This window comes from Pseudomonas sp. RIT288 (genome assembly GCF_000631985.1).
GTDB lineage: Bacteria > Pseudomonadota > Gammaproteobacteria > Pseudomonadales > Pseudomonadaceae > Aquipseudomonas.
This window is the reverse complement of the sequence record NZ_JFYN01000017.1, coordinates 36,483-50,800: the sequence shown is the minus strand read 5'-3', so window position 1 is coordinate 50,800 and position 14,318 is coordinate 36,483. Positions and strand designations below refer to the sequence as shown.

Annotated in this window: 8 protein-coding genes; 2 read left to right on the top strand and 6 right to left on the bottom strand. The window is 61.9% G+C overall.

The features are described 5' to 3' along the window. Positions 1 to 237 precede the first annotated feature (237 nt). Entirely contained in the window at positions 238 to 1,389 is a 1,152-nt protein-coding gene (locus BW33_RS16535; RefSeq protein WP_047600059.1) for an MFS transporter, read from the top strand. Between the two features lie 89 nt (positions 1,390 to 1,478). Here the strand turns inward: BW33_RS16535 and BW33_RS16530 are convergent, their stop codons facing one another. The 4 genes from BW33_RS16530 to BW33_RS16515 form a co-directional block, all read right to left on the bottom strand. Next, positions 1,479 to 3,902, bottom strand: coding sequence for a TonB-dependent siderophore receptor (locus BW33_RS16530; RefSeq protein ID WP_047600058.1), 2,424 nt, complete (start codon positions 3,900 to 3,902; stop codon positions 1,479 to 1,481). A gap of 98 nt (positions 3,903 to 4,000) precedes the next feature. Next, a complete protein-coding gene (locus tag BW33_RS16525; protein WP_047600057.1) occupies positions 4,001 to 4,984 on the bottom strand; it encodes a FecR family protein in 984 nt (327 codons plus the stop codon). A gap of 40 nt (positions 4,985 to 5,024) precedes the next feature. Then, entirely contained in the window at positions 5,025 to 5,525 is a 501-nt protein-coding gene (locus BW33_RS16520; protein WP_047600056.1) for a sigma-70 family RNA polymerase sigma factor, read from the bottom strand. 95 nt (positions 5,526 to 5,620) lie between these two features. Further along, on the bottom strand, positions 5,621 to 5,998 hold the full coding sequence (locus BW33_RS16515; RefSeq protein WP_047600055.1) for a c-type cytochrome: 378 nt from the start codon (positions 5,996 to 5,998) through the stop codon (positions 5,621 to 5,623). A gap of 235 nt (positions 5,999 to 6,233) precedes the next feature. On the opposite strand from BW33_RS16515, the gene nhaA reads away from it, so the two are divergent. Further along, complete coding sequence (gene nhaA, locus BW33_RS16510; RefSeq protein WP_047600054.1) at positions 6,234 to 7,442, top strand: Na+/H+ antiporter NhaA; 1,209 nt, start codon at positions 6,234 to 6,236, stop codon at positions 7,440 to 7,442. Between the two features lie 324 nt (positions 7,443 to 7,766). Here the strand turns inward: nhaA and BW33_RS16505 are convergent, their stop codons facing one another. Together BW33_RS16505 and BW33_RS16500 are read right to left on the bottom strand one after the other, a co-directional pair. Further along, positions 7,767 to 12,236 (bottom strand): hemagglutinin repeat-containing protein, encoded by a 4,470-nt coding sequence (locus tag BW33_RS16505; protein ID WP_047600053.1) that lies wholly within the window; start codon positions 12,234 to 12,236, stop codon positions 7,767 to 7,769. 113 nt (positions 12,237 to 12,349) lie between these two features. Then, positions 12,350 to 14,077: a ShlB/FhaC/HecB family hemolysin secretion/activation protein gene (locus BW33_RS16500; protein WP_047600052.1), complete on the bottom strand. Its 1,728-nt coding sequence runs from the start codon at positions 14,075 to 14,077 to the stop codon at positions 12,350 to 12,352. Between the last annotated feature and the right edge of the window lie 241 nt (positions 14,078 to 14,318).

The following is a 14,318-nucleotide window of genomic DNA, read 5'->3' as shown; positions in this document are numbered from 1 at the left end:
CTACATTGGATGACCGGCGCTCACAAATACCCGGTTCAGCGAAGAACCCTGTGGGAGTGAGCCTGCTCGCGATGACGGTTTGTCAGTCGCCATATTCATCGCCTGAACCAGCACCATCGCGAGCAAGCCACTGCCACAGGTTAGGATGTCGGCTGCACCTGCCCTGAGAGCTGCGATCGAACCTCGACGCGCTATCACTGTCATTCGGGGACGCGACGTTTTTTGCCAAGGATTGATATGACCAGCCTCAACCCCCAAGACACTTTCGTCCCCGGACACCTGCAACAGATGTCGACGCGCATCGCTTTTTTCATCGCCGGCCTGGGCATTGCCGCGTGGGCGCCGCTGGTGCCGTACGCCAAAGCCCGCGCCGGACTCGACGAAGGCACGTTGGGCCTGTTGCTGCTGTGCCTGGGAGTCGGCTCGATTCTGACGATGCCACTGGCAGGGATTCTCGCCACACGGTTTGGCTGCCGCAAAGTGGCGACCGGCGGCACCCTGCTGATTTGTGCGGCGCTGCCGTTGCTGGCGACGGTGTCGTCGATACCGGCGTTGATCGCCACGCTGTTCATGTTCGGCGCCGGATTGGGCACGCTGGATTCGACCGTCAACCTGCAGGCGTTGATCGTCGAACGGGCCAGCGGCAAGCACATGATGTCGGGGTTTCATGGCCTGTTCAGCCTCGGCGGGATTGTCGGCGCGGCCGGCGTCAGCGCCCTGCTCGGTCTCGGGTTGACGCCACTGGCGGCGATGCTGGTGGTGGTGGCGGTGTTGATCGGTGCGCTGTTCAAAGCGGTGCCGCACATGCTGCCGTATGGCAGTGAAAGCTCCGGGCCGGCGTTCGCCATTCCCCACGGCATCGTGCTGTTCATCGGCGGGATGTGCTTCATCGTGTTCCTCACCGAAGGCGCGGCGCTGGACTGGAGCGCGGTGTTCCTCGCGCAGGAACGCGGAATCGACACGGCGTATGCGGGTTTGGGTTACGCCGCATTTGCCCTGACCATGACGGCGGGACGCTTGCTGGGTGACCGGATCGTGCGCAGTGTCGGGGCCACGCGGATCATTTTGTTCGGCGGGCTGTTGGCGGCGGCAGGTCTGTTTCTGGCGACCTTCGCCCCGAGCTGGGAAGCGGCGCTGCTGGGTTATGCGCTGGTCGGCGCTGGCTGTTCGAACATCGTGCCGGTGCTGTACACGGCGGTGGGCAAGCAGACCGTGATGCCGGAAAGCATCGCGGTGCCGGCGATTACCACGCTGGGGTACGCGGGAATTCTGGCGGGGCCGGCGGTGATCGGCTTTGTCGCCCATGCCAGCAGTTTGAGTTTTGCTTTCGGGTTGATGGCGGTGTTGTTAGTGGCGGTAGCCATTGGCGGCAAGGTGTTGAAAGTCTGAAGCAAAAGATCGCAGCCTGCGGCAGCTCCTACATGGGAATGCGTTTCCTGTAGGAGCTGCCGCAGGCTGCGATCTTTTGCTCTTAAGCTTTAAAAACCGACGCTGGCTTGCACAAAGAACGTCCGCGGCGTACCTACATACATCCCCGAATTGTTGTCGCTGGAACGGGTGAAGTACTGCTTGTCGAAGACGTTTTTTACCCCGGCGCCAAGCTTCAGGTTCGACACCTGCGGCCCGAAGTCATAACCGCCGCGCACGTTCCAGGTCACGTAACCCGGGATGTCGCCGTACTGCCCGTCGGCCGTGCCTTCGGTGATGTAATTGCCGTTGAAGCTGCCATCGGCGTTGACCCCGGTGCCCGGCGAGCGCTGTTTCGATTGGGCGAAACCGTCGATGTTGTAGGTCCAGCGGTTGACGTCGTAGCGCAAGCCCACGGTTGCTACCTGACGCGAATAGAACGGCAGGTCACGGCCCTTGAAGCCCGGAATCTCGCCTTCGTACGTGGCGCGGGTGTAGGTGAAACCGGCGTTGGCGGTCAGACCGTCGAGACGCGGATCGAGCGCCGCCATGTCGTAATGCACCGACGCTTCGATGCCTTGGTGCTTGGTCGCGCCGAGGTTGGTCCAGCCGACATCGTTGCTGATGTATTGCAGCTCGTCATCGAAGTCGATGTAGAACAGCGTCACTTCCCCACCCCACACGTCATCGTTGTAGCGCGTACCGATCTCGTAGGTCTTGGCCTTTTCCGGCTCCAGGCCGTTGGCGGTCTGATCCCCCGAGCCGCCCTGGCCGAGCTGGAAATACTGCAGGCTGCCAAACGAGGTTTCGTAGTTGGCGAACAGTTTCCACGCGTCCGACAGGTGATACATCACGCTCAGCGCCGGCAGCGGTTCGTTGCTTTCGATGCTGCGGTTTTTCTCTGGCACGCGTTTGCCTGCGGTGTCGAGCACGGCGCGGTCATGCCAGTCGGTGCTGATGTGTTCGAAGCGAATGCCCGGAGTGATGGTCCAGTTGCCGACGTCGATCTTGTTGTCGACATACACCGAGTTGGCCTCGGTACCACCGGTGCGGTCCTGGAACACATGGCCGTCGGAGGTCGGGGTGACCACCGGTTGATTGTTGACCAGCGCCAGACGGCTCGACTGCTCGTGCATCGCCTCTTTCAGGTAGCGATAACCGACGCTGACTTCCTGAGTGGTCGGGCCGACGTCGAAGACCCGCGACACACGCGGCTCGACACCGAGGGTGTAGTAGGAACGCGGGTACGAGCTGAGAGTTTTCTGGTCGCGGGCAGCGATGGTGCTGCCGCGAAAGCTGTCGGTGTAGTAGGTGAGGATTTCTGCCTGAGTGCACTCGTCGATCTGGCGGATCCACTTGAACGACACGTCTTTGCGCCGACCGCTGAAGTTGTCGTAGTCGCGCACCGAATCATACGGTTTGTCGTCGTACTGCTTCTGCGTCAGGCCGCCGGGCATGTCGGCGCTGGCGTCGTAGTAATGGAAGTTGAGGCTGAAATCGTCCTGATCGGTCGGCGCCCAATGGGTCTTGAGCAGCACGTCGTCGATGTCGTTGCCGTTGTTGCGCTCACGATAACCGTTGCCGTTGACCCCGGAGTACAGCAGCGCCACGCCCATGCCGTTGTCAGCGGTGCCGCCGAGAAACGCCGTGTCGATGTGCTTCCAACCGCCGTAACGGGTGGTTTCCAGCGTGGTGCCGATTTCCCCGGTGGTTTTTTCCGGGATGGCGCGGGTGACGAAGTTGATCACCCCGCCGACGTTCTGTGGCCCGTAACGCACGGAGCCGGCGCCGCGTACCACGTCGATGCTGTCGAGGTTGCCCAAGGAGATCGGCGCCATCGACAGCTGCGGCTGACCGTACGGTGCGAACGCCGCCGGCACGCCATCGATCAGCACCGTGGAGCGTGGTGACAGGCGCGAAGTCAGACCACGCACGCCGACGTTCAGCGCAATGTCGCTGCCGCCGGTGCCGTTGGAGTCCTGCACCTGCACACCGGGAACACGCTTGAGCACGTCACTGACGTTCATCGCGCCCTGCTCGACCATGGCTTCGCGGCGGATCACCGTGCGTGCGCCCGGGTGGTTCTGCACCACCGCAGCGTCGGCGTCGCCGAGCCAGTCGCCGACCACTTTGATGTCGGTCACGCCCAGTTCCAGCGGGCCATTGCTGGCGGCAGTTGCGGACGGCGCCAGGGTCACCGAGCCTTCGTTGATCTGATAGTCGAGGCCGCTGCCCTGAAGCAATTGGCGCAACGCCTGCTCGGGGGACAGGTTGCCGTCAACCGCCGGTGCCTGTTTGCCGGCGACCAGATCCGGGCTGAAAAACACTTGCAGCGAAGTTTGCTGGCCCAGTTCGCTCAGGGCCTGGCCCAGCGGCTGGGCGCGGATGTGAATGGCTTCAGCGGCGAAGGCCAGCGGCACGGCGGCGTTGACCGCCAACGCCAGGGCCAGCGGCAACCAGGGGGATTTTTTGTTATTGGCTGAGGTGTTTTTCACGTCGAACGTAGTCCTGTGGATCGCAAGAGTGTGCGTCTGTTAATGCAAACCAGTTGCAGTTGAACAGGAAGACGATGAACTCGAAAAAAACCTGAATGTTATTTTGAAATTATTTCCTGACTGCCATCGGCCAGGGTGCGAACAGCCACCGGCAGAATGCTCGGCAGAGCCTTGAGCAAGGCGTCGGTGTTGTCCGATTTGAACACGCTGGTCAGACGCAGATTTGCGACGGTCGTGTTGCTGACCTTCAGCGGTTTGTCGCGATAACGCGAAACCTCCGCCGCCACTTCGCCGAGGCTGGCATTGTTGAACACCAGTTTGCCGCTGCGCCAGGCCGTCAGTTCGACAGGGTTGACCGCATAGGCGGCGGCGACTTTGCCTTCGGCATCGACATGGGTGCCGAGGCCCGCAGTCAGGTTGATGAATTGGTCGTCCGGCGCATTGCGCCCCTGGACCTTGACCGTGCCCTGCTCCACCGCGATCCGGGTTTGCGTGACATCGCGACGCACGTCGAAACGGGTACCGGTGACCGTGACCTTGCCACTGCCGGCCTCGACCACGAACGGGCGTGCAGTATCGTGCTGAACGCTGAACAGTGCCTCGCCTTCGCTCAATTCGATCAGCCGCCGATCTTTCTTATAACGCACCTGCAGACGGCTGCGACTGTTGAGGTCGATCACCGATCCGTCCGGCAGCGCCACATGCTTGCGCTCACCCAGCGCCGTCGCGAACTCGGCACTATAGCCGTCGGGGTGATTCAGACCGCTGAACAAACCCAGGCCGAGCGCCACCGCCAGCACACTGGCCGCCACGGCATAGCGCAGCAGTGGGCGACGTTCGCGACGGGCCGGCGGGGTTTCGACGAGGGCCTTGAGACGTGGCGCCGGCAGCAGATCGGCCGCCGTCCACAAGCCTTGCAGCAACTGGAATTCGTCACGGTGTTGCGGATGCTGATTCAGCCATACGTCGAAGCGCTGCTGTTCGTCGGCGCTGATCAGCGGTTCCTGCAAACGCACAAACCAGCGTGCCGCTTCATCGCGCACCATTGTTTGCCCGCACGCGCAATCACGGGTATCCATCATGGAATGTCCTGTCGGGCTGGGGATGAAAAGCGGCGGCCGCTCATGACTGCATGCCGTCGAGGCGATCGCGCAAGTGGCGCAGGGTGCGGATCATATACTTTTCGACCATGTTCCTCGACAGCCCCAGGCGTTCGGCGATTTCCGCCTGGGTCAGCCCTTCGATCTTCTGCCAGACGAAAATCCTGCGGCAGTTGAGCGGCAACTCCTGCAACGCCCGTTCGATGGAGTCGGCCAGCTGGATCGCCTGCATGTAATGCTCCGGGTCGCCGGTGGACGACACACTGTGATCGATCGCCTGCGACTCCATGGCTTCCCGCCGGTCCTCACGCCGATAACCGTCGACCGCAATATTGCGTGCGGTCTGGTGCAGATACGCCCGTGGCTGCTGCACCGTTGCCGAATCGGATTCGAGCACCCGCACAAAGGTGTCGTGCGCCAGATCCTCGGCCTGCGCGCGATTGCGCAGACGCCGGGTCCAGGTGCCGATCAACTCTTCGTAATGCTCGAAAAAGCCGGGTCTGCGGGGCAGCATGGGGTTCATGACAGCGTGCGGTGGAATGGGGCGTGAATAGTAATGCTTCCTATTAAGCTCGGCAATTCATTCCTTGGGCACCGAGCCCGCCGCTGATCCCGGGATCAGCGTGATTTCGCAATCACCTCACTCATGTATTGATGCAGATCGCGAAAATCCTCAACGCTCCAGGCGTGCGGCGCGATTTTCACGCCGTTGTCCTGCAAGGTTTTGGGAATCAGATTGCCATTCGGGCGAAGAATGATAGAGGACACGATAACGCCCGGATAATCTTTCAGGCGCTGCTTGAAAGCGGAGGTTGTCAGGTCGGGTGTCGGCGGATTGCTTTTGTTGGCCAAAGGCCCGGTTGCCTTGATATCCGCGCCGTGGCACACGGCACAGCGCTGGGTATAGAGACGCTTGCCGTTGGCATTTTCCGCAACGGAGGTTGCTGCTTGAGTGACGGATAAAAAACCGAGGAAAGCGATGAAGACTGTTTTCATTTTTATAGAGGGTCAGAGGCTGAAACGGACGACGCACAGCTAAGCACAGATCTAAGAGTCACTTGCTGCTTATCGAGAAATTGCCGGGCAATGACACACATCGTCGAAACTGCGCCCGCGTTCCCCCTAAGCCACCACCTATTGTGTAAAATGCCGCCCGGGTGCCACCGCAACAACGCGGCAGGGCAGGTTTAATTCAGCGCAGGTCGGGCCGCCGCGCGGAGTTGCCGTGCCTATGAGCCACGATCCGTCACGCCTGCATGCTGCCCCTGCCCGCCAGGAATCGCCGTCTGCCCTGGCCTTTCTTACCCGATTCTTCGCCGCCGAATCCGCCGGCGGTCTGATCCTGATGGCCGCGGCCCTCGCCGCACTGTTGGTCGCCAACTCGCCTTGGGCGGCCACGTATTTCTCGACCCTGCACATTAAAATCGCCGGCTTGTCGATCGAGCACTGGGTGAACGATGGCCTGATGGCGATCTTCTTCATGCTGGTGGGCCTGGAGATCAAGCGCGAAATGCTCGCCGGCCAGTTGTCGACCTGGGGGCAGCGTGCGCTGCCGGGCTTCGCCGCGCTGGGCGGGATGCTGGTCCCGGCCCTGATCTATGTCGCGATCAACTGGGGCAATCCACAGACCCTGAGCGGCTGGGCGATCCCCGCGGCCACCGACATTGCTTTCGCCTTGGGCGTGCTGTCGCTGCTGGGCAAACGGGTGCCCGTGTCGCTGAAAATCTTCCTCTCCGCGCTGGCCATCCTCGATGATCTGGGCGCAGTGGTGATCATCGCGATTTTCTACACCAGCGGCCTGTCGGTGAGCATGCTGCTGGCCTCGTTGGCGGTGATTGCACTGCTGGTGATCCTCAACCGCTGCGGCGTCAGAAAGCTTTGGCCGTACCTGATCGCCGGCGCCTTCCTGTGGTTCTTCATGCTGCAATCGGGGATCCACGCGACCCTCGCCGGGGTGATTCTGGCCCTGTGCATTCCGCTGGGTAACCCGGAAGACGAGCACAATTCGCCGCTGCTGTACCTCGAAGAAAAAATGCACCCGTGGGTGGCGTTTGCCGTGGTACCGATTTTCGGCTTTGCCAACGCCGGGGTTTCGCTGACCGGCATTTCTCCGAGCAACCTGCTCGAGCCGGTGCCGCTGGGCGTGGCGCTGGGGCTATTGTTCGGCAAGCAGATCGGCATCCTCGGCCTCGGCGCCCTGGCGATTCGCAGTGGTCTGGCACAACTGCCGCAAGGCGCGAGCTGGCTGCAACTGTACGGCGTCGCCCTGCTCTGCGGGATCGGCTTCACCATGAGCCTGTTCATCGGCGCGCTGGCGTTCCCGGGCGCAGCGCATCTGGTCGACTCGGTAAAGGTTGGGGTGTTATTGGGCTCGATCCTGTCCGCGCTGCTGGCGGTGGTCGTGCTGATGAATGCAGGTAAGGCGAAGGCTTCGAGCTGACCTCAAGGTTTCATCGAAATAAAAAACAATGTGGGAGCGAGCCCGCTCGCGAAGGCGCTGGTTCAGTCAACAGTTTCGCTGACTGAACTGACGCTATCGCGAGCAGGCTCACTCCCACAGTTTTTATAGCGGTGATGTTTAGCCTTTTTCGTCGAGCCCCGCTTGCAGGGTAAGGCTTCGAGCTGACCTCAAGGTTTCATCGAAATAAAAAACAATGTGGGAGCGAGCCTGCTCGCGAAGGCGCTGGTTCAGTCAACAGTTTCGCTGACTGAACTGACGCTATCGCGAGCAGGCTCACTCCCACAGTTTTTATAGCGGTGATGTTTAGCCTTTTTCGTCGAGCCCCGCTTGCAGGGTCTGGCTGTCCAGATTGCCGCTCAGGGTCACCGGACCGACGTTCAGATTGCCGTTTTCGAACGACACCTTCGGTGCGTTCTCCTCGGTTTTCTGCGGCAGGTCCAGCCCGGCTTTCACTCCGTATTCACGACTGACCAGATCGCGGCTACCGACTTTCGAACCGCCCAGATCCACCTTGCCGTCAGTCGCCGAGATCCGTGCGCCGGTCAGCTGCGTGCCACCACCCACGTTCAACTTCACACCCTGATTGCCACTGATGCCGGACGCCTGCGCCACGCTGTCCTTGTGCGCGTATTCGCCTTGCGCTTTCAGCGTCGGTTTGTAGTCGGTGCCGGCGAGTTTTTCCTTGTCGCTCGGTGGATTTTTCTTCGCCGTCAGGCCCAGATCAACATCGACCTTGGCCTGCGTCTTCGAGTCCTGACGGCTTTCGACGGTCAGATCACCGGCGACCTTGCCGCTGACCGTTTTCGCGTCGATCCGCGCGCCCGACAGCTGCTCATCCCCCGCGCTGTTGAGCACCACGCTGTCAGCCTTGATCTGGCTGTTCTGCTGGGTTGTGCCTTGCAGGTAATCGACGCCGACCTTGGCCCCGGCGTTGAAGCCGTGGTCGCTGCTGGCCTTTTCATCGGCTGCGGTCGGGGTCTTGCTGCTCAGGTTGCCGCCGGCATTCAGTGCAACGTTCCAGTTGTTGCGACGCTCGGTGGACTGCGCCGACGCCTGAACGAAACCACCCTTCTGCGCATCGATGTTGACGCTCGGGGCGCCGACTTGCGTGCCTTGCAGGTGCACCGCGTCACCGCTCAATGCGACGTTGATCTGGCTGTTGAGCTGGCCACCGGTCAGGGTTTGCGAGCTTTCGTTGATTCGGCCGATGTTGAAGTTGCCGCTCAGATTGCCGCCCTGATCGCGACTTTTCTCGCTGCTGGATTTGCTGCCGCCGCCCTTTAAACCGCCGCCGAGATTGCTGCCGGTTGCGGTGTGCGTATCGGTGGCCGCTTGCAGATCAAGCTTGCCGTCAGCGTGCAGATCAATCCCGCCAGCGCTGTCGATCTTCGTGCCTTGCTGAACCTGATTGCCGCCGCTGTTGAGTTGCACCGGACCGTTGCCGCTGATGCTCGCGACATGGGCCTGAGTGTCAGTGGTCTGCTTGCCGGTGTGATCGAGCTGGAACCCGGCGCCGAGGTCGACGTTGGTGCCGTCGGTGCCCGGCAAGGTGCCGACCGTCAGCGAGCCGTTGCCGCGCAGGCTGGAGTCGCTGCTGCTCTGGCGGTCGTTGGCCTGATTCAGCGCCAGATCGCCGCTGGTCTTGATGCTCACACCGCCCTGCCCGCCGTCGAAACGGCTGCCGGCGAACTGCGCGTCAGCGCCAACATTGATGTTCACGCCTTGGCTGCCGGTATAACCGCCGACCACTGCGGTGCTGCTGTCCTTGCTGCTGTAGCTGTTGCCACCGGCGCCGCTGCCGGCGACGTTCACGTCTTCGCCGGTCTTGGTGTAAACGCGCACGTCGACCTTGGCGTCCACTGAGTTATCGGTGCTGCTGTGAGTGTTGCTCGCGGCATCGGCAACCAGTTTGTCGGCGCTGATGTTGACCTTGCCGTTGCTGGCGCTGTACTGAGTGCCCTGGTCGTGCAGGGTGCCGGCGGTTTTTACCTCGACACTGCCACCGTCGAAACGGCTGACCACGGCGTTGCTGTTCTGCTCGGTCTTGTCGGCGCTGCCGTGACCGATCGCCACGTCGAGGCCAACGTTCGGCTGGCCGAGATTGCTCAGGGCTTCCTTGTCCGGCACCTTGCCGTTGAGCACATCCTTGACCGCACCGGCAATCGGGCGGGTGATGTCCTTGTACTCGACGTTGGCGCCGATGTCCGCCGACCAGTTGCTCTGATTGTGGCTGCTGCTTTCGGTGTTGCTCGCCGCGCGGTTGTCGATCTCGTTGGCCGCGACGTGCAGACCGTTGCCAGCCTTGACCTGCGCACCTTCGGTAACCAGCTTGTCGGCGTTGATGGTCAAGCCGCCGCTGCTCTGCACGCTGGTGGTTTGCGCGGTGGTTTTGCTGCTGGTGTCTTGCGTGGTGCTATGGGCAGAATCAACGCCACTGCCGGCACGGTCGAGGCCGCCGGTGTAGTAGAAACCGCCGCCGGTGCTGGAGGTGTCGGATGAGGTTTTGTGGCTGTCCTGTTCGGCCAGCAACGACACGTTCTTGCCGCTCAGCGTGGTGTCGCCAGCCGTGGATTTGACTTCACCGCCCTTGATCGTCAGATCGCCGCCCGCCTTCACCTGCACGCTGGCGCCGCTGAGGCTCGAGCCTTGCTGGTTGACGTCGTTGCGGGTGACGGTCTGCTGCTTGTCTTCGTAGTGCACCCCGGCGCGGTATTGCTCCGGTGTTTGCTCTTTGGCGTAGGCGTCGAAGCCACGGGTTTCGGTGGTCGAGCTGCTGTCGTGAGTGTTCTGCGTGGAATGCACGTTCACATCACCGGCAGCGTCCGCCGTCAGCGCACCGCCGGCCTTGACCGTGGAGCCGGCCACTTCGATGTCCTTGGCGCTTTTGAGCTTGAGGTTGCTGTCGGAAACCAGTTCGCTGCGCACCGTGGTGCTGTCCCTGGAATTCTGCCGCGACTCGTCCTTGGTGATGCCGAAGAACTTGCTGTCCTTGTCGTGGTTGTTGCTGTGCGAAGTGTCCTGCACACCGTCGATCACCAGCGAACCCTGATCGCTGATCACGCTGGCCTCGGTGCCGCCACGGACCTGGCTGCCGCTGATGCGCACATCGTCAGCCTTGACGATCAGTTTGCCGGCCGCATTGATTTTACTGCCCTGATGCCGGGTCTGGCCCTTGTCGGCGTCACCGGTCTTGCCGAAGAATCCGCCGCCAACCAGGTCGCCGGAGTAACTGTTGTTGTTGCTGCGACGGGTGCGGGTGGCCGTGGTGACGTCAACTTGCTTGCCCGCCAGTTTCACATCACCGGAGCTGTTCAGTTCGGCACCTTCGGCGCGCAACAAGGCAGCGGTCTGCAGAGCGATATTGCCGCCCTTCAACTGGCTGCCGAGGCTGCGCTGTTCTTCGCTGCTGTTGTTCCAGTCAGCCTTCCACAGATGCTTGCGATGGTTGCCCTGATCGGTCTGGGTGTGGCTTTCGGTGGCCGCGGTCAGGCGCAGATCGCCGCCACTCTGCACATCGAGATTTTTCGCTGCTTCAACCTTGGCCGCTTTGAGTTCGGTGTCTTTGCCGGAGGACAATCTGGCGTCACGGCGGGCGACGATCTGGCTGCCGTGCTGGCGAGTTTCACTGTCGGTCTGGGTGCGGTCGTAGGTTTCCCAGGTGATGCCGATGGTGCTGTTGCTCCAGTTTTCGCGCTGCTCCTGGAGCTTGCGGCTTTCGACGGTGCTCAGGGTCAGGTTGCGCTTGGCATTGACGCTGACATCGCGACCACTGACATCGGTGGCGGCCAGCGTCAGGTCGTTGCCGCTGTGCAGGCCGACATCGCCCTGACTGCTGCGAATGCCGGCACGGGTCACTTCGAGGCTGTTGGGGATGGCTTCACCGCTGACGCTGAGGTCGCCAGCCGAACGGATCTGCACGCCGTCACGCCCGGCCACTGGCACCGCCCCCACACGCACGCCGGCGCCTTCAGCGGTGCTGACGATGTTGATGCGCCCGGCCTGCATCGCGCCGAACAGGCTGGCGTCGATGCGTTGATCTTTAGTGTTGCCCGCCGGGTCCACGGCTTTCACCTGACCGCTGGCGTAATCGACCTGATTGCGTCCGACCGTGAGGTTCAGTTGATCGCGGGCATCGATGCGGCCCTGGCTGTCGATACGCGGGGCGATCAGGTTGACCGAACCCTCGGCGTTACGCAGGCCGCCACTCTGGATCTGCAGCTGACCGCTGGCGTCGCGGGTGCTCAGGGCTTGCAGTTTGCCGTCGTTCAATTCCGGACGACCGACCAGCAGACTGGCGTTCGGCGTGTTGATGAAACTGCCGCCGTTCACCGAGATGCCGTTGGGGTTGGCCAACACATAATCGGCCGCGCGGCCGAAAATTTCCTGGGCGCCGTTGATGGCCGAAGGGTTGCGGCTGATCACCTCGTTGAGGATCACGCTCGCCGCCTGACCCTGCAGTTGCGGGTTGGCCGCCAGTTGTCCGGCGAGCTGCGATTGTCCGGCCTGCAAGGCGTTGTTCAGGACCAGGCCCTGACGGTCGACGTTGTAGTCGAGGAACTGGTTGTGCGACAGGCCCGCACCGTTGGGCGCGACGATGTTGACGATGGGTACGCCGCCCTGGGTCTGCAATTGCGCGGTGCCGCCGGGGCCGGGAGCCACCACCACACCGCCGGCGATGGCGCTGGGCAGGTGCACGGCGAAGAACAGGCTGGCGATCGCCCAGCGCAATTTGCCCCGAGGAGAAAGATGGAATGCAAAGGTGTGTGCTGGCATAAAAACGTCTCCATGTAAGTACGGCATCACGGCGCGCGATTTAGTCTTGGCCGTGGCTGTCGCGCTCAGATCCGACGGCTGTTTGTTCACTGCTTGATGAGTCTCGGTGGTGCTCATATCTGCAACCCCACGCGCATCAGCCAGGTCTCTGGCTCGTGCTGCAAACCGTTGGGGGTGTTGAGGGCGCGTTGGTAATCGACGTCCACTTGCAGATGCTTCCAGCCCAGATTCAGCCCGACGCTGGCACCGCTCAGGCGTTGACCCTGGGCGCCGTGGTCGGCCTTGAGCCAGCCGTTGTCCAGGCCCACGCGCGGGGTAATCTGCAGCGGCCAATCGCTGCGCAGCGGCAGACGCAAGGTGTTGCGCCAGATCGCGCCGCTGGCACCGGAGGCGCTGCTGATCCGATAACCGCGCACCGCTGAATCGTCGGTGCCGAGCAACTGTTCGATGGCCGGCAACGCATCGGGGCTGTATTGCAGATTGAGCTGGCTCTGCCACTGCCACGTTTGCGCGCCGAACTGGCCGTTGCGCCATTGGCTGAGGCCGGCGCGGTACTTGTGAAACTGCGCTTTGGGCAGATTGCTGACCGCGTGATTGGCGTCGTCATCGGCACCCAGCCAGCGCAGACCTTGCGAATAGGTGAAGTCGAGGTTCCACACCGCACGGTCGAGCCAGAACAGATTGAGTCCGGCTTCGGCCACGGTCAGGGTCGGGCTTTGAATGCCCAGGCGGACATTCTCCAGATAGCTGTCGACGTCTTTGTGCGCCAATTGCAGATTGGCGCTGAGCTGGCGGCTCTGGTCGCGCCACAATACGCGGTCGGCGCGCAGGCTCAGTTGATCGGTGATGCCGGTGCTGTACAAGGTCGCGCTGGGCAGTTTGAACGGCGCGCGATATTCGGCATGGCTGGCGAATGCGCTGTAGGTCCAGTAGCCGTAGGGAATCGCGTAATACAGGCTGGCGTTGCGACTGTAGCGGTCACCCTGATTCAACGTATCGCTGGCACTGAGGCTCAACAGATCGTTGAGTTGCAACGGGCTGTCGAAGCTCAGACTGACGGTATCGCGATCACGCCCGGTGCTGGCGCTGCCGAGGTTGTCCATGCCCAGGCCCAACGCCCAGCGCGACTGCCCGGCCGTGCGCGAACGCAGGATGATTCGCGACGCGCCAGGCTGGCTGCCGGGGGCGATGTCGGCGGTAAGATCTATCGAGCGCAAGCGGTTCAGTTGATCCAGGCCCTGCTCCAGATCGCGCAGGTTCAGCGGCTGGCCGAGCATGTGCGGGAACGCGTCACCCAGCGAAACGGGCAAGCTCTGGTCGGCCAGCTCGATGGACTCGATATAGCCCTCGTCAATCATGATGTCCAGCGACTGCCCCGCCGCTGGCGCGCTCAACAGGTACGGGCGACTGGCGATGTAGCCCTGCTCGACGTAGATCGCGGTGATGGTCGCCAGCAAATGGTTGATCTGACCAACGCCCATGCACGGCGCCAGCAGCGGTTTGATCCGGGCGTTGAGTTTGTCGCTGTCGATCAGCGTGACACCGCCGATGCGCGTGCCACTTAGCGGCCAGCAGCGTTCATCGGGGGCGACTGTCTGCGGGAGCGCTGGTGTGGCGGGCGCAGGACCGAACGCACCGCGCTCCAGTTGGCGCTTGCGTTGCTCAAGCTGCAGTTGTTGCAGATCGCGTTGTTGCTGTTGCTGCTGGCGCAGCACTTCCTGGCCCGGCGCAACAGGGTCAGCCGCTTGAATCGAGGAGGCACACACACTCAACACAAAGGCCGACAACAGCGGGCAAAGCGTGGAACGACGACGAAAAACAACGCGAAGCGAATACGACACGCAACATCCTTGCAATCATAAAATGGCGTAATGCCACTTCATCAATGCGAGTGATAGTCAGAGCCTTCCTACGCAAATGCAAGACGCTTCCTACAACGCTTACATTTCTTAAACATTTGATTTTGCTGTGTTCAACGCCACGCCATCAGGGGTTCCCCGAGAGCTTTCATTGAGTTCTCGAAGACTTGGCCCTTATTACCGGCGCTGTCATTAATCGAAACCGCTCCAAACCCCGAGTTCA

Excerpts from the sequence above, each read along its gene's own strand:
- BW33_RS16525 (WP_047600057.1), bottom strand. The coding sequence starts at position 4,984 with ATGATGGATACCCGTGATTGCGCGTGCGGGCAAACAATGGTGCGCGAT.
- nhaA (WP_047600054.1), top strand. The coding sequence starts at position 6,234 with ATGAGCCACGATCCGTCACGCCTGCATGCTGCCCCTGCCCGCCAGGAA.
- BW33_RS16520 (WP_047600056.1), bottom strand. The coding sequence starts at position 5,525 with ATGAACCCCATGCTGCCCCGCAGACCCGGCTTTTTCGAGCATTACGAA.
- BW33_RS16535 (WP_047600059.1), top strand. The coding sequence starts at position 238 with ATGACCAGCCTCAACCCCCAAGACACTTTCGTCCCCGGACACCTGCAA.
- BW33_RS16505 (WP_047600053.1), bottom strand. The coding sequence starts at position 12,236 with ATGCCAGCACACACCTTTGCATTCCATCTTTCTCCTCGGGGCAAATTG.
- BW33_RS16515 (WP_047600055.1), bottom strand. The coding sequence starts at position 5,998 with ATGAAAACAGTCTTCATCGCTTTCCTCGGTTTTTTATCCGTCACTCAA.